Source organism: Phycicoccus sp. Soil802 (assembly GCF_001429605.1).
Taxonomy (GTDB): domain Bacteria; phylum Actinomycetota; class Actinomycetes; order Actinomycetales; family Dermatophilaceae; genus Pedococcus.
This window is the reverse complement of sequence record NZ_LMSS01000006.1, coordinates 371,529-395,952: the sequence shown is the minus strand read 5'-3', so window position 1 is coordinate 395,952 and position 24,424 is coordinate 371,529. Positions and strand designations below refer to the sequence as shown.

Below are 24,424 nucleotides of genomic sequence, written 5' to 3'. Positions count from 1 at the left end.
AGTTCGTTACGGACCGATGAGTTTTCGGAGGAGGACCGGTCTGTCCCTGTAGCGCTGGTGCCACGTGGCCCGGTGTGAGGTGCCCTGGAGCCAGGTCGCACCGGTGTGGCTGTCGCACCGGTGTGCCAAGGTGGGCAGGGTGCGCAGGGCTGGCCAGTGGTCGGACGACGGAGGAGGACCCCATGACCGAGGTGCGCGAGCGGGTGGACGTGCAGGACTTCCCGGAGGCCGCCGACGGCTACCGGCGCGAGCTGACCGCGCACTGCTACCGGATGACGGGGTCGATCCACGACGCCGAGGACCTCGTGCAGGAGACCTACCTGCGCGCCTGGCGCGCCTACGCGGCGTTCGAGGGCCGGTCGTCGGTGCGGACCTGGCTCTACCGGATCGCCACGAACGTGTGCCTCACGGCGCTCGAGGGCAAGGACCGACGGCCGCTCCCGGCCGGGCTGGGTACGCCCTCCAGCGACGCCGCCGACCGGCTCGTGGAGTCGACCGAGGTGTCCTGGCTGGAGCCGGCGCCCGACCCGTTGGTCGCGGGCGACGCGAGCGACCCGGCCACGATCGTCGCGCAGCGCGAGAGCATCCGGCTGGCCTTCGTCGCTGCCCTGCAGCACCTGCCGGCCCGGCAGCGCGCGGTGCTGATCCTGCGCGACGTCCTGCGCTGGAAGGCCTCCGAGGTCGCCGAGGCGCTCGAGACGAGCGAGGCCGCGGTCAACAGCGCCCTGCAGCGCGCGCACGCCCAGATCGCCAAGGCGAAGGTCAGCCAGGACGAGGTGCCCGCCGAGCTGGACGCCGAGCAGCAGGAGCTGCTCGACCGCTACGTCACGGCGTTCTGGGACAAGGACGTCGACGCCATCGTCGCGATGCTCACCCGCGACGCCGTCTGGGAGATGCCCCCGTTCACCGGCTGGTACACCGGTGCCGAGAACATCGGCCGCCTCATCGACACCCAGTGCCCCGGCGAACGCCACGACATGCCGATGGTGGCGACCCGTGCCAACGGCCAGCCGGCCTTCGGCCTCTACATGCGCCAGCCCGACGGCACGTTCACCCCCTTCCACCTGCAGGTGCTCACCCTCGACGCCTCGGGTGGGGTCAGCCACGTCGCCGCCTTCTTCGACCTGACGCTCTTCGAGACCTTCGGCCTGCCCGCCTCGCTCCCGGCCGGTTACTCCGGCCCGACGTGAGGCAGCCGGTGTCCAGCGCGGCCGGCCACAGCCGGCCACCGCGGGCCGTCGAGCTGCTCGAGCGGGCGATCGGCTACACCCGGACCAGCCTGGTCCTGGTGACCGAGGCCGACCTGGGGCGGCGCACTCCGTGCCGGGGGTGGCTGCTCCACGACCTGCTCACGCACATGGACGACTCGCTGGAGGCCATGGTCGCGGCGGCCCGGGCCACCTCGCTCAGCCTCGTGCCGCCCGTCCCGCCGACCGAGGACGCCGACCTGCTCGACAGCATCTGCCACCGGGCGCGGGGGTTGCTCGCGCACTGGCACCCCGAGGACGACGTGCCGGCCGGCCCGGTGCGGCTGGGTGACCTGAGCCTGTCGCGGGAGCTCCTCGGGGCGGTCGGGGCGCTGGAGATCGCCCTGCACGGCTGGGACGTCGCCGAGTCGATCGGCCGGCCCCGCTCGATCCCCCCGGCTCTGGCGATGGACCTGTGGCCGGTCGCCCGGGACCACATCACCGACGCCGACCGGCCGATTCGGTTCGGTCAACCGGTCGAGCTGTCGGACTGGGCGACGCCTGCCGCCCGGCTCCTGGCCCACGCCGGTCGGTCGACCTGCTGGTGACCGCGCGCCGTTGGTGGAAGTTTGCGGCGTCACCCGCGAGGATGAGGCCATGTCCTCGGGGTACCGGTTGCGCAGCGGTGACATCGGGCCGGTCCAGCAGTCCCCGGTGACGTGTGGTTCGGCCTGCCTGACGGTGGCCAGGATGCTGGTCAACCCGGTCTTCGCGCGGTGGATCACCTCCGGTGAGGGCCCACGGGCCGACGCCCCACCCGGCGCCACCGAGAAGGAGCGCTTCGCGGCATACGAACGGGTCGTGATGGGGCGCACCAACCGGCTGTTCTCCGGCGGCGGCCGGCTCAACGTCCCGTGGCCCCGGTCGCTGGGCACCCCACCCTGGGGTGCTCGCAAGGAGCTCGAGTTCGGGGCGTCGCGGCGGGGGACCGACTACGAGCTGCGGGTGCTCCGGCAGCTCACCCGGCGCGCGCTGCGGGACGCGCACGCGCGCCTCGTGGAGGTCGTCGCCGACGGCGAGCCGGCCCTGCTCTACATCGGCAACGGCCTGCTGCCGCGCCACGTCACGCTGGTCCTCCCGGGTGACGGCGACCGGGTGCTCGACGTCTACGACCCGGCGACGGGTCAGGTGACCCTGCTGGACGAGGGCAGGTTCGCCAGCCGTGAGCTGCGGATCGCCGGGTGGGACGTGCCGTGGATCGCGGTGCAGCCCAACGGAACCCGTCGGATTCAGGCCTTCGGCTTCGCCACCGGGATCAGCTCCGCGTCGCGCACCTCGGGCGTCTCGGCCTCGGCGTAGTCGACCGTCCCGGTGATCCGGCCTGCCGCCCGCAGGTCGGTCTCGGCGAGCCGGACGTGGTCGGTCCACGCACCCGGTCCGGCCAGCACGATCGACGCCACCTCGGCGCGCATGCCGACCTTCGCCTCGGACTTGGCCTTGCGGACACCGGCCAGGGCCTCGCCCACGGCGGCCAGGAGTGCGGGGTCGCCCCCGTCGCCGGCTGCGGCGTCAGCAGCCGTCGGCCACGGGGCCCGGTGCACGGAGCCCTCGTGCCACCACGACCAGGCCTCCTCGGTGACGTAGGGCAGCATCGGCGCGAACAGCCGCAGCAGCACGTCGAGCGCGATGCGCAGCGCAGCCCGCGCGGACGCGGCCTCGCCGTCGCCCTGCCCGCCGTAGGCGCGGTCCTTGACGAGCTCGAGGTAGTCGTCGCAGAACGTCCAGAAGAAGGTCTCGCTGACCTCGAGCGCACGGGTGTGGTCCCACGCCTCGAAGCCCGCGGTCGCCTTCGTGACGACGTCGCCGAGCTGGGCGAGCACGGCGCGGTCGAGCGGGTTGGTCACCGCAGCAGCCAGGTCGCCATCCACCTCACCAAAGCTGAGCGCGAACTTCGTGGCGTTGAGGATCTTGATGGCCAGCCGGCGGCCGACCTTCATCTGCCCGGTGTCGTAGGCGGCGTCGGCGCCGAGCCGGCCCGAGGCCGCCCAGTAGCGGACGGCGTCGGTGCTGTGCTCCTTGACCACGTCCTCGGGCGTCACGACGTTGCCCTTGGACTTGCTCATCTTCTTGCGGTCGGGGTCGAGGATCCACCCGGACAGCGCGGCGTTGCGCCACGGCACCGAGCCGAACTCGAAGTGCGAGCGCACGACGGTGGAGAACAGCCAGGTGCGGATGATGTCGTGCCCCTGCGGGCGGACGTCCATCGGGAACACCCCCGCGAACAGCTCGGGGTCGTCGCGCCAGCGCCCGGCGATCTGCGGCGTCAGGGACGAGGTGGCCCAGGTGTCCATGATGTCGGGGTCGCCGACGAAGCCGCCGGCCTGCCCGCGCTGCGACTCGTCGTAGCCCTCGGGCGCCTGCGCGGCCGGGTCGACGGGCAGCTGGTCCTCGGAGGGCACGAGCTGCTTGTCCCAGACCGGCTCGCCCTGGTCGTCGAGCGGGTACCAGACCGGGATCGGCACGCCGAAGAAACGCTGGCGGGAGACCAGCCAGTCGCCGTTGAGACCGCTGACCCAGTTCTCGAAGCGGGCCCGCATGAAGGCGGGGTGGAAGTCGACCTGCCGGCCGCGCTCGATCATCTCGGCGTTGAGGTCGGCGTCGCGGCCACCGTTGCGGATGTACCACTGCCGCGAGGTGACGATCTCGAGCGGCTTCTCCCCGCGCTCGTAGAAGTTCGCCTTGCGCTGGGTCGGGGTGGGCTCCCCGTCGAGGTCGCCGGACTCGCGCAGCGCGGTGACGATCGCCTCCCGGGCGCTGAAGGTGGTCTTGCCCGCGACCTGCTCGGCGAACAGCTGCTCACCCGGGCTGCCGGCCAGCCACTCGGGCGTCTCGGCCTGGATGCGTCCGGACCGGGTGATCACCGACCGGGTCGGCAGCTGCAGCTCACGCCACCACAGCACGTCGGTCAGGTCGCCGAAGGTGCAGCACATCGCGATGCCGGCGCCCTTGTCGGGCTCGGCCGCGGGGTGGGCCACCACCGGGATCTCGACCCCGAACAATGGTGAGCGGACCGTGGTCCCGAACAGCGCGGCATACCGCTCGTCGTCGGGGTGGGCGATCAGCGCGACCGCGGACGGGATGAGCTCGGGCCGTGTCGTCTCGATGTGGATCGGGCCGTCGGCGCCGTGGAAGGCGACCCGGTGGTAGGCGCCGGGGTAGTCGCGGGCCTCGAGCTCGGCCTGGGCGACCGCGGTCTGGAAGGTGACGTCCCAGAGGCCGGGCGCCTCGGACTGGTAGGCCTCACCGCGGGCGAGGTTGCGCAGGAAGGCCTGCTGGGCCGTCGCGCGGGAGTGGTCGTCGATGGTGCGGTAGCTGATGTCCCAGTCGAGGCTGAAGCCCATCCGGCGGAACAGTGACTCGAAGGCCTTCTCGTCCTCGACGGTGAGCTCATCGCACAGCTCGATGAAGTTCTGCCGGGAGATCGGCAGGGTGTCGGCGGCCTTGAGGCTCTTGGCGTCACCGCGGTGCGGCGGCTCGAAACCCTCGACGTAGGGCAGCGACGCGTCGCCCCGCACGCCGTAGTAGTTCTGGACCCGCTTCTCGGTCGGCAGGCCGTTGTCGTCCCAGCCGATCGGGTAGAAGACCTCCAGGCCCTGCATCCGCTTGTACCGGGCCATGCAGTCGGTGTGCGTGTAGGAGAACACGTGCCCCATGTGCAGGGAACCCGAGGCGGTCGGCGGGGGAGTGTCGATCGAGAAGACCGACTCACGCCCCTGGGCGAGCGCCGTGGCCCGGTCGAAGGTGTAGGTGCCCTGCTCCCGCCATACCTGCGCCCACTTGTCCTCGAGCCCCTCGATGGAGGGCTTGTCGGGGATCGTGGCGGCGCCGGACGTGGTGGGTGCATCGGTCATGGCGTCAATCTTCCCATCCCCTCACCAGTGGTGACCAACGGGATACGGGTATGCCGCGGGCTCACCCCTAGGGGCCGTCGACGACCACCACATAGGGTTGCGGCATGGAACCCGTGTACACCCCGGTCATCGGGTTGGCCCGAGCGCTGTTCGCCGCCCAGGGCCTCAAGATCACGATGACCGGTACCGAGCACGTGCCGCGTCACGGTGGTGCCGTGATGGCGATCAACCACACCGGCTACTTCGACTTCACGTATGCCGGGTTGGTCGGTGTGAAGGCCGGGCGCTACGTACGGTTCATGGCCAAGAAGTCGATCTGGTCGAACCCGGTGGCCGGCCCGTTGATGAGGGGGATGAAGCACATCCCGGTCGACCGCGAGGCCGGTCTGGGGTCGTTCGACGCCGCGCGCGACGCGCTGCGCAGCGGTGAGATCATCGGCGTCTTCCCCGAGGCCACCATCTCCAGGTCCTTCGAGCTCAAGGCCTTCAAGTCCGGCACCGTCCGCCTCGCGCAAGAGGCCGGCGTGCCGATCCTGCCGGTCACGATCTGGGGTTCGCAGCGGGTCTGGACCAAGGGCCAGCCGCGCAAGATGGGCCGGCACCGCATACCCCTCTTCATCACGGTCGGCGCACCCATCGTGGTCGGCGCCGACGAGAAGCCGGGTCTGGCCACGGTTCGGGTGCGGGCCGCCATGGACGCCCAGCTGCGCGCCGACCAGGACCGCTACCCGCACTGGCCGGACGCGGAGCGACACCTGTTGCCGGTCCGCCTCGGGGGCACCGCACCCACCGTCGACGAGGCCGAGGAGATGGACCGGGCCGACCGGCGCCGGCGCAGCAGCCACTGAGGCGGGCCGCCTTCGCAGGGTCGCGGCGGCGAGCGGACTAGCGCTTGCCCTGGTTGGTGTGGCCCTTGCCGTGCGCCTTGGCCTGCGCCTTGGTCAGGTGCTTGGCGTGCGCCTTGGCCTGCGCCTTGGTCAGGTGCTTGGCGTGGCCCTTGGCGAGGTGCTTACCGTGGTGCTTGGCGTGGCCCTTGGCGAGGTGCTTGCCCTGGTGCTTGGGGTGGCCCTTGCCGTGGCCGTTCCCGCTGACGGCCGGCTTGACGGTGCCGTTGCCCCGGCCGTTACCGCTGCCCTTCCCGATGGCCTGGCCCTTGCCGTGCCCGTTGCCCTCCCCGTTGCCCGCGGGCACCACGGGCGGCCGCGGCTTCGGCGGGGTGGGGACCTCCGGAGTGGTGGGCGTGACGGGCGGCTCGGTGGGCGTGGGGGTCGGGGTGTCGACGGGCGTCGACGGCGTCTGGGGGGTTGGGTGGAAGACGGCGACCACGACCTGGACCCCGGTCCCGCGAGGCGGGCTCACGACCTCGTCGGTGCCGCCGCTGCCGTCCTGACCTCCGCCGGAGTCGGTCGGGCCGGTGGCGGGCTTCGTTGGCGTGGGGGTGGGCACCCGTCCGGGCGAGGGTGTGTCACCCGGGGTGGAGGGCAGCGGGCCGGGGACCACCGGGCCGTCGGCCGTGACGAGTGGACCGCGGTCCCGGCCCAGGACGCCGTCGATGGCCACGCTGAGCAGGCCGCTCATGGCCGCGGCCGTGCTGATGCCGCCGACGGCGAGCAGCCACGCGGCGGCTGCGGCGGCGGTCCGGGCCGACCGACTGGGGGTGCCGAGGGTCCGCTGGGCGCTGGCGGGGGCGGACGACTGCAGGCTGTGGATGTCGACGACCGACGGCTGCTGGAGCGCCCCGACCGGCACCACGGCCGGTCCCGCGGCGGCTGCGGCGCCGAACGCGCCAACCGCAGCCGGTGCCGGTGCCGGCGCAGCCGAAGTCGCTGCGGCCGGTGCCACTGGCCTGAGCACCACGGGGAACCCCGCCGCGAACAGCCCAGCGGCGAAGGGCAGGTCGGCGAGCTCGCTCGGAGTCGCCGGCACCCGCAGGGAGTCGATCAGCACCTCGAGCGTCACGGGCAGGTGCTGCTGGCCCTGGCGCACGAGGGCCAGGACGGTGTTGGGCTCGAGGCCGGTCAGTCGCGAGACGGCCTCGCGGCCGAGGTTGGCCACGGCACCCATGGCCAGGACCTCCGCCTCTGCCGGCGGGCAGGCGCGCAGTGCTGCGATGGCCCGGCCGAGGGCCTCGGGCTCGACGTCGGAGGGACTCTCCGACGTGCCTGCTGGTGCCAGCGAGGAGGCGCCGTCTCCGGCCAGTACGGCGGTGCGGGCAGCGCCCACGACCAGCTCGAGCCAGGCGTCGTCGTCAGGGGGGCAGACCTGCAGCTGGGGCAACGCCGTCGTCCAGGCCGCGCGGGCGAGCTCGGCGTGGTCGCCGTCGGCAGTCACCCGCAGGTAGCGCAGCAGCACCGGGTTGGTGGCCGCGTGGAGGCGTGCGAAATCGTCCGCGACGCCCCCTTGGGCGCCGTGGAGGTATGTGGCGATTTCCCCCGGCACGTACCCAGTTTCGTCCTCTTGCGTGCGAATACGCGTCATCCGTTCGGCCGATGTTGGCCGAATGAGGTCGCGCAACCGTCGACCTCAGCCGTACAAAGGTGGGTTCGGCCGGGCCCGGCCGCGCTCAGAGCGGGTGTCCCAGGTGGGCCATCGCCTGGCGCAGGAGCACACCGTGCCCGCCGTCCATCTCCTCGAGGAGCGAGGGTGCCACGGCCTCCTCGGGGGTCAGCCAGGCGAGGTCGAGGGCGTCCTGCTGCGGCTGGCAGTCACCGGCCACCGGCACCACGAACGCGAGCGACACCGCGTGCTGGCGAGGGTCGTGGAACGGCGTGACACCGGGTGTCGGGAAGTACTCCGCCACAGTGAAGGGTTGCGGGCTGGCGGGGACCTGGGGCAGGGCCATCGGCCCGAGGTCCTTTTCGATGTGCCGGATCAGGGCGTCGCGGACCCGCTCGTGGTAGAGCACTCGGCCGGAGACGAGCTCGCGGTTGATCGCCCCGTCGGAGGCGCGCAGGAGCAGGCCGACCGCGCTCACGGCCCCGCGCTCGTCGACCCGCACCGGGACGGCGTCGACGTAGAGGATGGGCAGCCGCTCGCGGGCGGCGTCGAGCTCCTCGCGGGTCAACCAGGCCTCACTGCGGTCGAGTTCGAGGTTGCTCATGACCCTGTTTCTACCAGTCACCCCCCAGTCCCAGCTTTATCGGGTCAAGCAGGAACGTTGACCTTCACCCCGGTTGCGAAGTCGTGCGAGGGTCAACGAAGTCCCTAGACCCGATAAAGCTGTGACTGGGTCAGGACCAGTAGACCCGGCCGGGGTTGAGGATTCCGCGCGGGTCGAAGAGCGCCTTCACCGCGCGCTGGCGCTCGAGCTCGGGCTGGCCGAGCTCCTGCGCGAGCCACGGCGCCTTCAGCGTGCCCACCCCGTGCTCGCCGGTGATCGTGCCGCCCATCTGCAGGGCCGCCGTGACCATCGCGGAGAACGCCTGGTGGGCCCGCTGCCGGCTGGTCGGGTCGGCCGGGTCGAAGAAGATGCTCGGGTGCAGGTTGCCGTCCCCGGCATGGCCGGCCATCACGATCTCGACACCGTGGGTGGCGGCGATGCCCTGACCGATGCGGATCAGGTCGGTCAGCCGACCCACGGGGACGCAGACGTCCTCGAGGTAGCGCGAGCCCTTGGCCTCCAGGGCCGGGCTGAGCGCACGGCGGCCCGCGAGCAGCAGGTCGGCCTCCGCCGGGTCGTCCGCCACGGCCACGTCCACGGCCCCCGCGTCGGTGAGCAACGCGGCATACCGCTGCACGTCCTCGCTGGTGTGGTCGGGGCGGTCGGACTGCACGAGCAGCACCGCCGCGCAGTCCTGCGGGAAGCCGTAGTCCGCGAGCGCCTGCACGGCCGCCACCGCGGCCCGGTCGAGCAGCTCGACCAGCGAGGGCACGTGCCGCTCGCGGCGCAGGGCGACGATCGCCACGGAGGCGGCGTCGAGCGAGTCGAAGGTCGCCAGCACGGTGAGGGCAGGGTCGGGCGCGGGCACCAGGCGGGTGGTGACCTCCGTGACCACCCCGAGCGTGCCCTCCGACCCGACGAACAGGCCGGTGAGGTCGAGGCCGGCCACCCCCTTCGCGGTGCGGTGGCCGGTGCGGATGACCTCCCCGCCGGGCAGCACGACCTGGAGGGCGCGGACGTAGTCGGCCGTGACGCCGTACTTCACGCAGCAGAGGCCGCCGGCATTGGTGGCGACGTTGCCGCCGACCGTGCAGAACGCCGAGCTGGCGGGGTCGGGTGGGTAGAACAACCCTTCGGCGGCCGCCGCGTCCTTGAGCGCCTTGGTGACGACGCCCGGCCCGAGCACGGCCAGGCCCTCGAGCTGGTCGACCGTGGTGATCGTGTCGAGGCCCTCCGTGTTGAGGACGACGCCGCCCTCGATCGCCACCGAGCTGCCGGTCAGGCCGCTGCGCGCGCCCTGTGGCACGACCGGCGTCCGGGTCTCGTGGGCCCACCGCATCACCTCGACGACGTCACCGAGGTCCCGCGCGCGCACGACCTCGAAGTCGGCCGGGGCGACCGCGCCCACCGACTGGTCGACGGCGTAGGTCGCCTTGACGTCGGGGTCGGTGACGGTGCGGATGGGCAGCGAGGTGGGCGTGCTCACCCGTGCAGCGTATGCCGCGTGGCCGGCTCGTCGGCGTCGGCGAGCTCCACGTCGGCGAACTCCACGTCCGCGTCGAAGGCGGCCCGTCGCGAGGCCCGGCGCAGCGTGCCCAGGACAGCCCGCCCGGTGACGGCGATGAGGACGACGTTGGTGACCGCGCGCCCGACGTCCCACCAGACCGACGTGGCCAGCGAGAAGAGCCCGAACCGCCGCAGGTTCTCCCACGGTGCGGCACCGGCGACGAACGACAGGTCGCTGGCCAACCCGCTGGCGAACGGCCAGAACGAGAAGTTGAGCGCCACCCCGTAGAGCAGCCCGGCCACCGCGCCGTAGCCGGCCAGGAGGAGCAGCTCCCAGCGCCCGGGGACCCGCGGGAGCAGGCCGGCGCCCAGACCCACCCAGGCGGCACCGAGCATCTGGTAGGGCAGCCACGGGCCGACCCCACCGGTGACCAGCGCCGAGGCGAACAGCGTGGTCGAGCCGAGCACGAACCCGAAGGCGGGACCGAAGACCCGGCCCCCCAGGACGAGCAGGAAGAAGACCGTCTCGAGCCCGGCAGTGCCGGCGCCCAGCGGGCGCAGCGCAGCACCGACCGCCGACAGCACGCCAAGCATCGCCACCGCCTTGACGTCCAGGCCACCCTCGCTGATCTCGAACAGCACCACCGCCATCAGCAGCGGCAGCAGGAGCGCGAAGACCAGCGGGGCGTCGGCGTGCTGGCCGAGCCGCGAGCCGGCCGTCGCGAAGAGCGGCCAGAGGAAGGCCAGCAGCCCGGCCACGGACACCAGGACGAGCGCCGCCGTGGAGCGCGGACGCAGGGCGATGGCGCGCATCGGGGTGGCCATCAGGGTGCCCCGAGCCTGGTGGCGGCGCCCAGCACCTGGTCGAGGCGCAGCACTCGCGCCGGGGCGAGCACCTTGGCCACCTGTGGTGCGAACGCGGGGGAGTCGCACAGGATGTCGGTGGCCGGCCCGTCCGCGACGACCTTCCCCTCGGCCAGCACCACGACCCGGTCGGCCGCCGTGGCGGCGAACTCCACGTCGTGGGTCGCCACCGCCAGCGCGGTCCCCCCTGCGGCGAGATCGCGCAGGACGGTGGCCAGGGCCGCCTTGCCGGGGTAGTCCAGCCCCCGGGTGGGTTCGTCGAGGAGCAGCGCCCCCGGAGACGCGGAGAGCTGGATCGCGAGCACGAGGGCCAGCTGCTGCCCCTCGGACAGGTCGCGCGGGTGGTGGTCGTCCGGTATGCCGGGTGCGAGCCGGTCGAGCGTGGCGCGCGTTGCGCCCGGTGCGGCTCCCGACTCGTGGTCGGACTGCTGGCACTCGGCGTGCACCGAGTCGAGGTAGAGCAGGTCCGGGGCGCTCTGGGGGACCAGCCCGACGTGGCCGCGCCGGGTGCGCGGAGCCTCGGCGGCGGGGTCGACCCGTGCGCCGGTGGCCGTGACGACGGTGACCGCACCGTCACTGCGGGTGCCGCTGCCGTGCAGGGCCCAGAGCAACGAGGACTTGCCAGAACCGTTGCGGCCCATGAGGACTGCGAGCTCACCGTCACGCAGGGACAGGTCCACCGAGCGCACCGCGGCCACCGTGCCGTGGGTGACCGAGACGGCCGAGGCGATGAGGCGCTCAGGCCCGAGGGGGTGTGTCTCCACTCCCGCAACCTGAGCACCCCCCGGGGCGCCCAGGTTGCGGGAAAGGTCGGCGCGGAGTCCAGTCGCTGCACGCCGGGCATCCCGGACCGTCAGGGGCAGCGGGTCCCAGCCGGCCCAGCGTCCGAGGTGGACCACCGGTGGCGCGAGGGCCGAGGTGGCCATGACGTCGCTCGGTCGGCCGTCGCTGACCGTGCCGTCGTCGTGCACCTCGATGACCCGGTCGGCCGCCCCGACGATCCGCTCCAGCCGGTGCTCCGAGAGCAGGACGGTCAGGCCGAGGTCGTGCACCAGCCGCGAGAGCGTCGCGAGCACCTCCTCGGCGCCGGTCGGGTCGAGGGCCGAGGTGGGTTCGTCGAGCACGAGGAGGCGCGGGCTGGCCGTGAGCACCGACCCGATGGCCACCCGCTGCTGCTGCCCGCCCGAGAGGTCGCGCAACGGCGCGTCGCGCAGGTCGGCGATGCCCAGCAGGTCGAGCACCTCCTCCACCCGGCGGCGCATGGCTGCCGGGTCGAGCGCCAGCTGTTCGAGCGTGTAGGCGAGCTCCTCCTCCACGGTGTCCGTCACGAAGCCTGCCAACGGGTCCTGGCGCACGACGCCGACCACGCCCGCGAGGTCCCGCGGCCGGTGGTTGCGGGTGTCCCGGCCGAAGACCGACACCCGGCCCGAGAGGTGGCCACCGGTGAAGTGGGGGACGGTGCCGTTGACCGCGCCCAGCAGGGTCGACTTGCCCGAGCCCGTTCGGCCGGTGACGACGACGAGCTCACCCTCCTGGAGGGCGAACGACGCCGCGCGGAGCGCGGGACGAGGGCGATCGGCATACCGGATGGTGACGCGGTCGAAGACGACGGGGGCGTGCGGGTCGACGGGGCCGCTCATGGCTCTCCTCGCCGGGCCACCGGCGGGTCGGGGGCGACGAACGCCGGGAGGGCGGCCACGAGGATCCCGAGGACGGGCAGCAGCGGCAACGCGGGGGCAGCAAGCGGGTCGACGGGGAGGACGAGGGTGCCCGGCGCACGGGCGGACTGCACGACCACGAGGACGGCGGCCAGCAGGCCCGAGGCGGCGACGAGCCACTCGGGCAGCGCCCACGGGTCGGGCCGGTAGACGCTGCGCTGCACGCTGCGGCCGCCCACCCGCAGGCCGATCGCCGACAGGGCGAGGCCGAGGACGAGCATGGGCAGGCCGATGGCCGCCGGCGCCGTGCTGTCGAGCAGGCCGTACATCCCGATACCGGCGCCCAGCAGCCCGGTGAGGGTCAGGGCGGCGGTGACCCGCCGCGTGGCCGGCGACTGCTCGGTCCGGCGCCCGTACCCGCGCGAGTCCATCGCCGAGGCGAGCGAGAGCGACCGGTCGAGGGTGTCCTGGAGGACCGGCAGCGCTACCCGGCCGACCGACCGTAGGCCGGTGCCACCCTCGCCCCGCAGCACCCGGGCGCGCCGGACCCGCTGGACGCTCTCCGCCAGCTGCGGTGCGACCGTGACCGAGATGACGACGGCGGTGCCGATCTCGTGCAGCGCACTCGGCAGCGCCCGCAGGAGGCGCTTGGGGTTGGCCAGCGCGTTGGCTGCGCCGATGCAGGCGATCAGGCTGGCCAGCCGCAGACCCTCGACCGCCGCGGCCAGCAGCCCCTCGAGGTAGAGCGGGCCGAGGAGGGTGATGCCGGGCAGCTCGACACTGGGCAGGGTGTAGAGCCGGGTGCTGCCGAGCTTGTAGCCGACCACGACGTGCAGCAGGACCCGCAGGACGATGATCACCGCCCCGAGCACGAGGTACAGCCGGAACGCCCGCGCCCACGGGGAGCTGCCGCGCTTGGCCGCGACCACGAGGCAGGCGACGGTCACGGCGAGCAGGAGCAACAGGGGGTTACTGGTGCGGGAGCAGGCCACCGCCAGCCCGATCGCCCACACCCACCAGGCGACCGGGTGGAGGTGTCGGGCCAGCGGGGAGCCTGCCGTGCGCACGAGCCTCAGCTGGCGGCTCGGCGACGGATCGCCAGGTATGCCGCGCCGGCGCCGACCAGCCCGACCAGGCCGAGACCGGCCAGCAGGGTGGTCGGCGAGCCCGAGTCGGTCGAGTCCGCCCGGGCCGCTGCGGCGTTCGCGCCGTCGCCGGTCGAGTCCGTCGAGGGGGTCGTGCCGGTGGTGGTGCCACTCGGCGCCGTGGTGGTCGTGCTGCCCGGCGCCGTGGTCGACGGCCTCGGGCCGGGCCTGGTCACCGAGCCGGCGGCCGAGGTGGTGCCGGGCTTCGCGCCGGCCGAGCTGCTCGAGCTGCTGGGACGCGGGGGAGTGGTGCTCGCGGGCTTCGGCTTGGGCGCCGGCGGCCGGCTCGACGACGAGGACGGGCTGGGCGACGGCGACGGCTTGGGGGCAGCCTTGGCGGGAGGGGGGCTGCTGGGGGCCCCACCGGAGCCGAACGCGAACCCGATGACGCTGCCCGGCGCAGGGTCGTAGTCCGCCACGCCGGAGCTGCTGTAGGTCCACGAACCTCCGCGGGGCGCGTGGAAGAACGCCCAGTAGGCGCTCGCCGGAGGCATCCGCTGGCAGGACTGGTCGGAGGGGACGCTGTTGATCTTGCAGACCACCGTGCCCGGGTACTGGACCGGGCTGACGACCGTGGCGACCTTCTTGAGCACCTTCATGGCGGAGGTGTCGTCCGCGGCGCAGAGCGTGCTGCTGCTCGAGCCGTAGTCGATCACCACCGTCACGCCGGTCGTGTTGCTGCAGGCCGCCGCCTGGGCGGCCCCGCCCGGGAGGGCGAGGCCACCGGCGAGGACCAGACCGGCGACGGCGACGAAGCGCGCGACGAGCCGCATCAGGCGTGCACGCCCTTGCGCCGGGCGAGCACGATGGCGCCGACCCCGGCCAGCAGGAGCAGTGTGCCCAACAGGCTCATCGCCGCCACGTCGGTGCCGGTGAGGGCCAGCGACCCGGGCGTGGCCGACCCGGGGTCAGCCGGGTCGTTGCTACCGGTCGAGGGAGCTGAGGACGTGCTCGTCGACGTCGCGGGCGACGTGGTGGTCGTCGTGCTGGTGCGGCAGTCGAGCGTCGGCGCGGTGGCCGCGGCTCCGTCCGCGCTGACCGTCAGCAGCGAGTCGCCGGCCAGGCCCAGGGTGGCCTGGGGCGTGGCCCGCAGCGCGCGGTCGATCGCAGCCGTCGTGGTCGGGGCTGCCTTGAGGGTGGCGTGGTCGGCTGCGGTGAAGGCGATCCCGCCGCGCAGGCCGGCTGCGAAGGAGCAGTCGAACTGGAGCGAGGCCAGGAACTCCTGGGCGCTCGCGAGCTCGTCGTCGAGGCCACCGGCGGCGAAGGCCTGCGCCGCGACACCGGCGGTGTTGGCGTTGTACTGGCCGTCCTGGTTGAGGAAGCCACCGTTGGGCGCCTGGCGCGACGAGAGCCAGTCGAGTGCGTCGAGCGTGGCCGGGTCGTCCGCCCCCAGCAGGCCGACGAGGGCCTGGGCGGCGAAGGCAGTGGCATCCGCGTCGCTCGTGCAGGCGGCACCCGCGACGTCGAGGTTGCCGCGGAACCCGCCGTCGGAGCACTGCTGGTCGAGGAGGTAGTCGCCAGCCGCGTCCGGGACCGAGCCGGTCGCGCGACCGAGGGCGATGATGTCGAGGACCTGGCCGATGGTGTTGGAGTAGTCGCCGCTCGGGTTGGTCGGGTCACCGAAGTTGGACTTGTCGGAGAACCGGCCGTCGACGGTCATCAGGCCCTCGAGCCGCGCGACCAGGTCCTGGCCGCCGAAGTCGGTGGGGTCGCCGCCCTGGGCGACCACGCCGACGATGAGCTTGCCCAGCGGGCCGGCGTAGGTCTCGGCGGTGGGTGAGCCGGGCGGGTCGGGGTAGCCGACGTAGTCGTTGACGTGGGCGGCGAGGTAGTCGGTGGTGGCATCCGCCTGGTCGAGCCCGGCGCCCGCCCCGTCCAGCGCGAGGATCGCGTCGATGGTGTTGCCGCCATCGAAGAAGGTCGAGGCAGGGTAGTTGTAGTGGTCGTCGCGCGCGGCGAGGGTGCGGACCACGAAGCCCGCGGCGTAGGCGGCCTGGTCCGAGCTGTCACCCGGCACGAGGGCGGCCCGCAGGGAGGAGCTGGCGCCGAACGGCATCCGCTCCTTCGACGCGGCCGGGGCCTTGGCCTTCGCGGCGGTCTTCGGCTTCGACGCGGTCGTCGTCGTGGCGGGGGGCGGGGTCGTCGACGTCGTGGACGACTCGGTGCTCGTCGTCGCGGTGCCGGTGGTCGGCGGTGTCGTCGTCGTGGGCGACTCGGTGGCCGTCGTGGTCGTCGTCGACGGCGTGGTGGTGCTCGTGCTGCCGGTGCTCGTGCCGGTCGGCTCGGTCGTGCCGGCGAACGCCGCGCTGGGGACGACCAGGGTGGCCGCCAGGGCCAGGGCGAGGGCAGCCGCCGGACGGGCGGTGCGAAGGGTGCGGTGCATGGTGCCTCTTCAAAGCGAACGGTGTCGCGACGGGTGCACCGGCACCAGAACGTGAAAGACCCCCGGCGTCGCTGGAGCGACATCGGGGGGCGGCCTCGGACTGGGTGTCCGGGCTCCGCCCCGCGTACCTCGACGGAAATGGAGCCGCTTCGCGTACCAGGTGTTCCGGCTTGCCGCGTTTCAGGCGGCCTACGGTTGCGGGTCAGCGCCGGCATCTGACCGGCTTCCCCTGGTGTCGCGTCGTGGGTGTTGCCAAGCGGTCGGGACCTCAGGGCAACGCCGCTCAGACTACACCGCTGGAGGGCGTCCTCCCGTCGTGCGCACGTGCCGTTCGTCACGGACGGCTAGACTGGGCTGCACAGGCGTCGAACCGGCCATCACCGGGGAGCCTCCGGAAGAACGGCAGGGCGCCCCGCGGCATACGCAGGGCACCCGGCTCACTAGAACCGGACGGGTGGGTCCGTCACAACCTTCGGCAAGAGCGGCCGTATGCCGCGTGCGGAGCACGCGGGGCACGGCAAGCGAGGTGGCACCACGGTGCCGTCGGGAAACCCGGCGACGTCGTCCTCGTGTGAGAACACGAGTGATGTGAGGACCGCCGACACCATGACCTACCCCAAGGTCTCCAGCGACACCGTCTCCAGCGACGCCCCGGGCACTCCCTCGGGCGTGCCCGCGTCCCCGCGCTTCCCGGAGATCGAGGAGCGAATCCTGAAGTACTGGGACGAGGACGGCACCTTCATCGCGTCGGTGGAGAACCGGTCGGCCGGCACCAACGGCGACAACGAGTTCGTCTTCTACGACGGCCCGCCGTTCGCCAACGGCCTGCCCCACTACGGCCACCTGCTCACCGGCTACGTCAAGGACCTGATCCCGCGCTACCAGACGATGCGCGGTCGCCGGGTCGAGCGCCGGTTCGGGTGGGACACCCACGGCCTGCCCGCCGAGCTCGAGGCGATGGCCCAGCTCGGCATCAAGACCAAGGACGAGATCCTCGAGATCGGCATCGAGGAGTTCAACGCCAAGTGCCGCCAGTCGGTGCTGAAGTACACGGGGGAGTGGCGTGAGTACGTCACGCGCCAGGCCCGCTGGGTCGACTTCGACAACGACTACAAGACGCTCAACCCCGACTACATGGAGTCGGTCATCTGGGCGTTCAAGTCGCTGCACGACAAGGGCCTGATCTACGAGGGCTTCCGCGTCCTGCCCTACTGCTGGAACGACCAGACGCCGCTGTCGAACCACGAGCTGCGGATGGACGACGACGTCTACCAGATGCGCCAGGACCCGGCCGTCACCGTCGGCGTCCGGCTGTCCACCGGCGAGCTGGCCCTGGTCTGGACGACCACGCCGTGGACCCTGCCGTCGAACCTCGCGGTGATGGTCCACCCCGACATCGACTACGTCGTCGTGGAGTCCGCCCTGCCCACCGGCAGCACCGAGCGCTACGTCATCGGTGCGGAGCGGCTGCCCAGCTACGCGCGGGACCTGTTCGGCGACCCCAAGTCCGACGTGGAGTCCTTCGTCGTCGAGCGGCTCAAGGGCCGCGACCTGCTGGGCCGCTCCTACACGCCGCCGTTCAGCTACTACGAGGGCCACGAGAACGCCCACCGCGTGGTCGAGGCCGACTTCGTCACGACCGGCGACGGCACCGGGCTGGTGCACAGCGCCGGCGCCTTCGGCGAGGACGACAAGATCGTGACCGACCGCGAGGGCATCGAGCCGGTCATGCCGGTCGGCCCGGACGGGTGCTTCACCTTCCCGGTCGCGGAGTACGAGGGCATGCTCGTGTTCGACGCCAACCTGCCGATCATCGACCACCTCAAGGCCGCCACCCGCGGCGAGGCCGACCACGGCTCGGTCACGGACGGCACCGTCCTGGTGCGCCGGGAGACCTACGACCACTCCTACCCGCACTGCTGGCGTTGCCGGCAGCCGTTGATCTACAAGGCGGTGTCGAGCTGGTTCGTCGAGGTGACCAAGTTCAAGGACCGCATGCTCGAGCTCAACGAGCAGATCGACTGGACCCCCGACCACATCAAGAACGGCCAGTTCGGCAAGTGGCTCGACAACGCCCGCGACTGGTCGATCACCCGCAACCGCTTCTGGGGCAGCCCCGTTCCGGTGTGGCGGTCCGACGACCCGCAGTACCCGCGGATCGACGTCTACGGGTCCTTCGAGGAGATCGAGCGCGACTTCGGCCGGCTGCCCCGCAGCGCCGACGGCCAGGTCGACCTGCACCGCCCGTTCGTCGACGAGCTGACCCGGCCCAACCCGGACGACCCGACCGGGCAGTCGACGATGCGTCGCGTCGAGGACGTCCTCGACGTGTGGTTCGACTCCGGCTCGATGAGCTACGCCCAGGTGCACTACCCGTTCGAGAACGCCGAGTGGTTCGAGCACCACTTCCCGGCCGACTTCATCGTCGAGTACATCGGGCAGACCCGCGGCTGGTTCTACATGCTCCACATCCTCTCGACGTCGCTGTTCGACCGACCGGCCTTCAGCTCGGTGATCTGCCACGGGATCGTGCTCGGGTCCGACGGCCAGAAGATGTCGAAGTCGCTGCGCAACTACCCCGACGTCCGCGAGGTGTTCGACCGCGACGGGGCCGACGCCATGCGCTGGTTCCTCATGGGCAGCCCGATCCTGCGCGGTGGCAACCTCATCGTTACCGAGCAGGGCATCCGGGACGGGGTGCGCCAGGTGATCATCCCGCTGTGGAACACCTGGTACTTCTTCTCGTTGTACGCCAACGCGTTTGGTGGCACTGGGGGGAAGGGTGGCAGTGGTGGTGGGGCCGGGTACGAGGCGAAGTGGTCGACGGCGTCCACCGACCCGCTCGACCGCTACCTGCTGGCCAAGCTGCGCCAGTACGTCGAGACCATGACGACCCAGCTCGACGGGTACGAGGTGGCCTCGGCCTGCGAGACGACGCGCGGCTTCCTCGACGTGCTGACCAACTGGTACGTGCGGCGTTCGCGCGAGCGGTTCTGGGACACCGGAGCGACCGGCGGTGCAGCCGGCGGTGGTGCCGCGCAGGCGTTCGACACCCTCTACACCGCGCTGGAGGTGCTGTGCCGCGTGACGGCGCCGCTGCTCCCGCTGGTGACCGAGGAGATCTGGCGGGGCCTGACCGGTGGCCGTTCGGTGCACCTCACGGACTGGCCGGAGGCCTCGGACCTGCCTGCTGACGACGCGCTCGTGGCGGCGATGGACCGGGTCCGCGACGTCTGCTCCGTCGCCTCGTCGCTGCGCAAGGCCGACGGGCTGCGCACCCGCCTGCCGCTGGGTGACCTCACCGTGGTCGTGGCCGATGCCGCGTCCCTGCAGGCCTACACGCCGATCATCGCCGACGAGGTCAACGTCAAGCAGGTCACCCTCATCGACGAGAGTGACCCGGCGGCCGCTGCGTTCGCGGTCGACCAGCGGCTGACGGTGCACGCGCGGGTGGCCGGGCCCCGACTCGGTCGCGAGGTGCAGAAGGTCATCCAGGCCTCGAAGTCCGGCGACTGGACGGTGGACGAGGACGGCACGGTGCAGGCCGGCGGGATGGTGCTGCAGGAGGGCGAGTTCACCCTCGAGCAGGCCTTCCTCGGGGAGAAGGACGAGCGGCACAGCCGGGCCCTGCTGCCCGACGGCGGTGGCGTCGTGGTCCTCGACACCCTCGTCACGCCCGAGCTCGCGCAGGAGGGCCTGGCTCGCGACATCGTCCGGGCCGTCCAGCAGGCCCGGCGCGACGGCGGGCTCGACGTGTCCGACCGGATCTCGTTGACGGTCACGGGCTCCCAGGCGGTCTGGGAGGCGACGGTGGCCCACCAGACGCTGATCGTCGAGGAGACGCTGGCCAGCCAGTTCGGGTCGGCGCCGCAGCTCGACGCCTTGCCGGAGCGCGCCGACGTCGTCGGTGCCACGGTCGGTGACGGCGAGCCGGTGCGCATCAAGGTGATGAAGCTCTGACCCGGCCCTGACCCGGCTGGACGAGACGGGCGGTGGTCCTCCGGGACCGCTGCCCGTTTCGCGTCGAGGGTGGTCACTGCGGGAGGATGGGTGGCATGCCCGCCCCTGATGCCGCCCAGCGCGAGGCCGCGCACAACCTCGAGGTCATGAAACGGCTCCGTGAGGTCGAGCAGGCCATCGACGCCCGCGCGCCGGAGTCCGACATCGAGCCGTCCCTCGACCAGATCCGTGCGGTCATGGACCTCCTCGGCGACCCCCAGCGCAGCTACCCGGTGATCCACCTGACCGGCACCAACGGCAAGACGTCGACGACCCGGATCATCGACTCGCTGCTGCGCGAGATGGGGCTGAAGACGGGGCGGTTCACCTCGCCGCACCTGCACTCGATGCGCGAGCGGATCGCCCTGTCCGGGGTGCCGATCAGCCCGGAGCGGTTCATCGCCGCCTACGACGAGGTGCTGCCGTTCGTCGAGCTCGTCGACGCCCAGTCCGCGGAGGCCGGGCGTCCGCGGATGAACTACTTCCAGATGCTGGTGGCCATCGCGTATGCCGCGTTCGCCGATGCGCCGGTCGACGTCGCCATCGTGGAGGTCGGGTTGGGCGGGGCGTGGGACGCGACCAACGTCGCCGACGGCCAGGTCGCCGTGGTCACCCCGGTGAGCCTCGACCACACCCGCATGCTCGGCGACACCGTCGAGGCCATCGCCGACGAGAAGTCCGGCATCATCAAGGCCGGCGCCGTGGCCGTCATCGGCGTCCAGGAGCCCGAGGTCACCGAGATCATGGCGGCACGGGCGGAAGCGGTGGGTGCACGAATCGCCTTGGAGGGCAACGACTTCGGTCTGTTGACGAGAGAAGTCGCCGTCGGTGGGCAGCAGATCTCGGTGCGCGGCCTCGGCGGCGACTACGAGGACCTCCTGCTGCCCCTGCACGGTGCCCACCAGGCCCACAACACCGTGCTCGCCATCGTGGCCGTGGAGGCGTTCCTCGGCGGCGGCGAACAGCGCCTCGAGCCCGACATCGTGCGGGCGGGGATCGCGGCCGTCGCCTCACCGGGGCGCCTCGAGATCGTGCGGAGGTCGCCCACCGTGCTGGTCGACGCGGCGCACAACCCCGCCGGCGCCCTGGCGCTGCGGGCCGCCCTCGAGGACTCCTTCAACTTCGCCAGGATCATCGGGGTGGTGGCGATCCTCAAGGACAAGGACGCCACCGAGATTCTCGAGATCCTCGAGCCGGTGCTCGACCACGTCGTCGTCTCCCGGACCACCTCACCGCGGGCGATGCGCCCCGACGAGCTCGGCGAGCTGGCGGTCGACATCTTCGGCGAGGACCGCGTCACGGTCGTGCAGGACCTGCCCGACGCCCTCGACACCGCAGCGGGCCTGGCCGACGAGGGCGGCGTCGGCGGGGGAGTGCTGGCCACCGGTTCGGTGACGACCGCGGCCGAGGTGCGCATGCTCCTCGGCGCCACCGAGGTCTGACCGGGAGACCCCACGCGTCCCCCCTTTATCGGGTGACCCGATAAAGGTCGGCTCCACCCCGAAACGGTTCCGGGGTGGAGCCGACCTTTGCCGGGTGAGGCGACGTGCCGATCCGGTGCGCTACTTCTTGCCGATCTGGCCCACGTCGAGGTGGGTCTTCGCGTCGGCCTTCGCGTGCTTCTCGGCGCGCTTCTCCTTGATGGACTTGCCCGCCTTCTTGGCCAGGTGTTGTCGAGGTGACTTGTCGGCCATGGCTGTGCTCCCAGCGCTAGGAAGCCTGAATGACTCCGTGCTCTGACAGTACGCCGTTCCGGTGCCTGCACGCGGCCGTGACCGCACGGCATACGCTCGAGGCATGGGAAAGCTCGTGGTGCTCGTCCTCGTGGTGGCGGTCGTGTTCTGGCTCGTCACGAGGTTCCGTGACAACGGCCGGGGTGGTCGATGAAGGGGATCGTCTTCTACGGGTCCCTCGGCACGTTCACCTGGCGGATGCTCGCCACCGTGCTGGGCAGCCAGGGAGTCGTCGTGTTCCTGGGGGCCCTGGTCGCGCGCGGGCTCGCCAGCGCCGAGGGTGACAGCCGCAGCCACGCGTGGCTGTGGACCGGGGTCGGGCTGGCGCTGCTGTGCTTCCTCGCCGCCGGGCTGATGCGGCGCCCGTGGGGCGTCACGCTGGGCTGGCTGATCCAGGTGCTCACCTTCGCGAGCGCCGTGGTGGTGCCGGCGATGATCGGCGTCGGGGTCATCTTCCTGGTGCTGTGGGTGGGCTCGCTGGTGTTGTGCCGGCGGGTCGAGGACCAGGTGGCCGAGCGGGACCGGGCCTCTGCGGCTCGGTAGGCTGGCGCCGTGACGACTCAGACCGAACGTTCCCTTGTCCTGGTCAAGCCCGACGGGTTCGCCCGCGGCCTCTCCGGCGAGGTCCTGCGCCGCATCGAGGCGAAGGGCTACACGCTGGCCGCGCTCGCGATCACCACGCCGACCCGGGAGCAGCTCGCCAAGCACTACGCCGAGCACGAGGGCAAGCCGTTCTACGAGCCGCTCGTCGAGTTCATGTCCAGCGGCCAGGTCACCGCGATCGTCATCGAGGGCAACCGCTGCATCGAGGGCTTCCGGGCCCTGGCCGGTGCCACCGACCCGACCGCGGCGCTGCCCGGCACGATCCGCGGCGACCTCGGCCGCGACTGGGGCAAGAAGGTGCAGGAGAACATCGTCCACGGCTCCGACTCCCCGGAGTCGGCCGCCCGCGAGATCGCGATCTGGTTCCCGAACCTCTAGGTCCTACGGCGTCTCGAGGTCGTCGAGCCTGCTGATCACCACTTCGAGGAGCGCGGCCAGCTGGCTGCGCTCCTTGCGGGTCAGGCCCGCGAGGACGTCGGACTCGACGACGTTCGCCTCGCGCACGGCGGCACCGAACAGCTCCCAGCCCTGGTCGGTGAGCTCGACGCGCACGCGGGTGCGGTTGTCGGGGTCGGGGGAGCGGCGCACCAGGCCGCGTTCGGTCATCTTGTCGAGCCGGTGGGTCATCGAGGACGCCGCCACGTTGCTGGCGTCGGCGAGGCGGCTCGGTGTCATGGGGGCGCCATCGGCGGTGGCCAGCTGCGCCACGACCGACCACTCGCCGTGCGACAGGTCGAGGTCGACCAGCTGGCGGGTGTACCACTGCTCGAGCTTGCGGCTCATCGAGTTCACCGCCGTGATGACCCGCTGCACCGACTCGTCACCGCCGGCCGCCACGTAGGTCGCGACGGCTTCCTGGTATTGCTCCTGGGCGCTCGGGGCGCGCTTTCCGCGGGGAGGCATGGCTCCATCTTCACATGCTAAGTTTTCGACTGCTAAGATTTCGATATCGAAATATTCGGACTCGAAGAACTGTTGACCCTCCCATGCGCGCCCGCCTCCTGATCATCGCCTCAGCCGTAGCCATGCTCGGCTGGGGCACCGTGCTGCCCTACCAGTACGCCTACGCCGCCACCACGCGTGGCTGGGGCGCGCTCGTCGCGGCCGCCGCGTCGAGCCTGTTCTCGGTGGGCGCGCTGCTCGCCGCGCCCGTCGGTGGGCGGCTGGCCGACCGCATCTCACCGGTGACCGTCGCCGTGGCCGCCAAGGTCGTGGCCGCAGCGGGAGCCGCGTCGCTGATCTGGGCGAACGGTCCCGTCTCCTTCCTCGTCGGCATGTTCGTCTTCGGCCTCGGCATCACCGCCGCGGGTCCGGCCCAGTCCGTCCTCGTGCTGCGCTGGGTGGGCGGGGCGGACCGCCGCAAGGTCTTCGCGTGGCAGTTCACCGGGCAGGCCCTCGGCATGGCGGTCGGCGCGTTCGCGGCCGGCTACGTCGTCGACCTCGACCGCGCCACCGGCATGTGGCCGGCGTTCGCCGCCGCCGCCGTCGGCTTCCTCGTCTCGGGTGTCCTGCTCGTCGCGGCCGGTGCCCGCCGCTGGGGTATGCCGGTCGGCTCGGTCGACGAGCCCGGCCTCACCTCCCAGGGCGTCGGGTCGACCAGCCCCCGCGAGGCGCTGCGGGCCATCTGGGCGATCCCGGCGCTGCGGTGGACCGCCCTCATCACGGTGACCCTGGCGCTGGGCTTCTACGCCCAGTTCGAGTCGGGCCTCCCGGCCTACGCCCTCACCGTCCTGCACGTCCAGGAGACCACCATCGGCCTGGCCGCGGCGGTCAACTGCGTCGTCATCATCGCCCTCCAGATGCTCGTGGTCCGGCTGACGGCGAAGCGCAGTGGCGCCACCCTGCTGATGGGCGTGGGCGCGATCTGGACCGTGTCCTGGCTGGTGCTGGCTGCCGCGTCGCTCAGCCCCGAGCTCTCGGCAGCGCTGTTCGTGACGACCTTCGGCATCTTCGCCGTCGGCGAGACGATGTACGCGCCGGTGCTCAACCCGCTGACCGCGAGCCTGGCCCCGTCCGGGCTGGTGGGCACCACCCTCGGCATGTTCACGGCGTTGCAGACCGGGTTCTCGGCCGTGGGTCCGCTGGTCGCCGGGGTGGTCCTCGGCGCCGGGCTGGGCAGCCTGTTCATCGGCCTGCACGTGGCCATCAGCCTGGTGGCCGTGTTCGCCGCCTGGCGCCTGCGGGCCGCGATGCGCCAGCCTCGCGAGGTGGCCCAGCCGGTCCGGGAGGCGGCGGCGTTGGCCGCCTGAGGATCCCCGCGGCACACCCGCCGATTCGAGGTGAACCCGCCGGTGAGCACCGGCGTGTTCACCTCGACCGAGGCGAGTCTTGGTCA

The 24,424-nt window shown here is 72.2% G+C and carries 20 protein-coding genes and 1 riboswitch; of the genes, 9 read left to right on the top strand and 11 right to left on the bottom strand.

Annotated elements, in window-relative coordinates:
• The first annotated feature begins 182 nt into the window (after positions 1-182).
• From ASG91_RS15865 to ASG91_RS15855, 3 genes are read left to right on the top strand one after another with little or no spacing between them, the layout of a single operon-like run.
• Entirely contained in the window at positions 183-1,190 is a 1,008-nt protein-coding gene (locus tag ASG91_RS15865; RefSeq protein WP_056923595.1) for a sigma-70 family RNA polymerase sigma factor, read from the top strand.
• Complete coding sequence (locus ASG91_RS15860) at positions 1,187-1,795, top strand: TIGR03086 family metal-binding protein (RefSeq protein ID WP_157606382.1); 609 nt, start codon at positions 1,187-1,189, stop codon at positions 1,793-1,795. The genes ASG91_RS15865 and ASG91_RS15860 overlap by 4 nt, the downstream gene beginning before the upstream one ends.
• A 49-nt stretch (positions 1,796-1,844) precedes the next feature.
• Complete coding sequence (locus tag ASG91_RS15855) at positions 1,845-2,546, top strand: hypothetical protein (protein WP_235543609.1); 702 nt, start codon at positions 1,845-1,847, stop codon at positions 2,544-2,546.
• Here the strand turns inward: ASG91_RS15855 and valS are convergent.
• Positions 2,477-5,098: a valine--tRNA ligase gene (valS, locus tag ASG91_RS15850; protein WP_056923593.1), complete on the bottom strand. Its 2,622-nt coding sequence runs from the start codon at positions 5,096-5,098 to the stop codon at positions 2,477-2,479. The two genes, ASG91_RS15855 and valS, sit on opposite strands and share 70 nt — an antisense overlap.
• A gap of 104 nt (positions 5,099-5,202) precedes the next feature.
• Between valS and ASG91_RS15845 the strand changes: the two genes are divergently transcribed.
• Positions 5,203-5,946 (top strand): 1-acyl-sn-glycerol-3-phosphate acyltransferase, encoded by a 744-nt coding sequence (locus tag ASG91_RS15845; RefSeq protein WP_056923592.1) that lies wholly within the window; start codon positions 5,203-5,205, stop codon positions 5,944-5,946.
• 37 nt (positions 5,947-5,983) lie between these two features.
• Here the strand turns inward: ASG91_RS15845 and ASG91_RS15840 are convergent, their stop codons facing one another.
• The 8 genes from ASG91_RS15840 to ASG91_RS15810 form a co-directional block, all read right to left on the bottom strand.
• On the bottom strand, positions 5,984-7,537 hold the full coding sequence (locus tag ASG91_RS15840; RefSeq protein WP_056923591.1) for an RNA polymerase sigma factor: 1,554 nt from the start codon (positions 7,535-7,537) through the stop codon (positions 5,984-5,986).
• A 124-nt stretch (positions 7,538-7,661) separates the two neighbouring features.
• Positions 7,662-8,198: an NUDIX hydrolase family protein gene (locus tag ASG91_RS15835; RefSeq protein WP_056923590.1), complete on the bottom strand. Its 537-nt coding sequence runs from the start codon at positions 8,196-8,198 to the stop codon at positions 7,662-7,664.
• Positions 8,199-8,328: 130 nt separating this feature from the next.
• Positions 8,329-9,684, bottom strand: coding sequence for an FAD-binding oxidoreductase (locus ASG91_RS15830; RefSeq protein WP_056923589.1), 1,356 nt, complete (start codon positions 9,682-9,684; stop codon positions 8,329-8,331).
• A complete protein-coding gene (locus tag ASG91_RS15825) occupies positions 9,681-10,529 on the bottom strand; it encodes an ECF transporter S component (RefSeq protein ID WP_056923588.1) in 849 nt (282 codons plus the stop codon). Before ASG91_RS15825 ends, ASG91_RS15830 begins: the two co-directional genes overlap by 4 nt.
• Positions 10,529-12,208 (bottom strand): ABC transporter ATP-binding protein, encoded by a 1,680-nt coding sequence (locus ASG91_RS15820; protein ID WP_056923587.1) that lies wholly within the window; start codon positions 12,206-12,208, stop codon positions 10,529-10,531. The genes ASG91_RS15825 and ASG91_RS15820 overlap by 1 nt, the downstream gene beginning before the upstream one ends.
• On the bottom strand, positions 12,205-13,293 hold the full coding sequence (locus ASG91_RS15815) for an energy-coupling factor transporter transmembrane component T (RefSeq protein ID WP_157606381.1): 1,089 nt from the start codon (positions 13,291-13,293) through the stop codon (positions 12,205-12,207). Before ASG91_RS15815 ends, ASG91_RS15820 begins: the two co-directional genes overlap by 4 nt.
• Before the next feature lie 5 nt (positions 13,294-13,298).
• A complete protein-coding gene (locus ASG91_RS20760; protein WP_157581838.1) occupies positions 13,299-14,144 on the bottom strand; it encodes a hypothetical protein in 846 nt (281 codons plus the stop codon).
• On the bottom strand, positions 14,144-15,754 hold the full coding sequence (locus tag ASG91_RS15810; RefSeq protein WP_056923586.1) for a prenyltransferase/squalene oxidase repeat-containing protein: 1,611 nt from the start codon (positions 15,752-15,754) through the stop codon (positions 14,144-14,146). Before ASG91_RS15810 ends, ASG91_RS20760 begins: the two co-directional genes overlap by 1 nt.
• A gap of 159 nt (positions 15,755-15,913) precedes the next feature.
• Positions 15,914-15,983: riboswitch (cobalamin riboswitch) on the bottom strand.
• A 377-nt stretch (positions 15,984-16,360) separates the two neighbouring features.
• On the opposite strand from ASG91_RS15810, the gene ileS reads away from it, so the two are divergent.
• Both ileS and ASG91_RS15800 read left to right on the top strand, forming a co-directional pair.
• Positions 16,361-19,714: an isoleucine--tRNA ligase gene (ileS, locus tag ASG91_RS15805; RefSeq protein ID WP_056923805.1), complete on the top strand. Its 3,354-nt coding sequence runs from the start codon at positions 16,361-16,363 to the stop codon at positions 19,712-19,714.
• A gap of 86 nt (positions 19,715-19,800) precedes the next feature.
• Complete coding sequence (locus ASG91_RS15800; protein ID WP_056923585.1) at positions 19,801-21,195, top strand: folylpolyglutamate synthase/dihydrofolate synthase family protein; 1,395 nt, start codon at positions 19,801-19,803, stop codon at positions 21,193-21,195.
• Between the two features lie 120 nt (positions 21,196-21,315).
• Here ASG91_RS15800 and ASG91_RS21370 read toward each other — a convergent pair whose 3' ends face one another.
• Positions 21,316-21,447, bottom strand: a complete 132-nt coding sequence (locus tag ASG91_RS21370) for a hypothetical protein (protein WP_255358323.1) — start codon at positions 21,445-21,447, stop codon at positions 21,316-21,318.
• Between the two features lie 189 nt (positions 21,448-21,636).
• On the opposite strand from ASG91_RS21370, the gene ASG91_RS15795 reads away from it, so the two are divergent.
• Together ASG91_RS15795 and ndk are read left to right on the top strand one after the other, a co-directional pair.
• Positions 21,637-22,029, top strand: coding sequence for a DUF4233 domain-containing protein (locus ASG91_RS15795; RefSeq protein WP_056923584.1), 393 nt, complete (start codon positions 21,637-21,639; stop codon positions 22,027-22,029).
• Between the two features lie 9 nt (positions 22,030-22,038).
• Positions 22,039-22,467 (top strand): nucleoside-diphosphate kinase, encoded by a 429-nt coding sequence (gene ndk, locus ASG91_RS15790; RefSeq protein ID WP_056923583.1) that lies wholly within the window; start codon positions 22,039-22,041, stop codon positions 22,465-22,467.
• Between the two features lie 3 nt (positions 22,468-22,470).
• On the opposite strand, the gene ASG91_RS15785 is transcribed toward ndk, so the two are convergent.
• Positions 22,471-22,992, bottom strand: coding sequence for a MarR family winged helix-turn-helix transcriptional regulator (locus tag ASG91_RS15785; protein WP_056923582.1), 522 nt, complete (start codon positions 22,990-22,992; stop codon positions 22,471-22,473).
• A gap of 83 nt (positions 22,993-23,075) precedes the next feature.
• Here ASG91_RS15785 and ASG91_RS15780 point away from each other — a divergent pair, with 83 nt between their 5' ends.
• Positions 23,076-24,338, top strand: coding sequence for an MFS transporter (locus ASG91_RS15780; protein ID WP_056923581.1), 1,263 nt, complete (start codon positions 23,076-23,078; stop codon positions 24,336-24,338).
• Positions 24,339-24,424 lie beyond the last annotated feature (86 nt).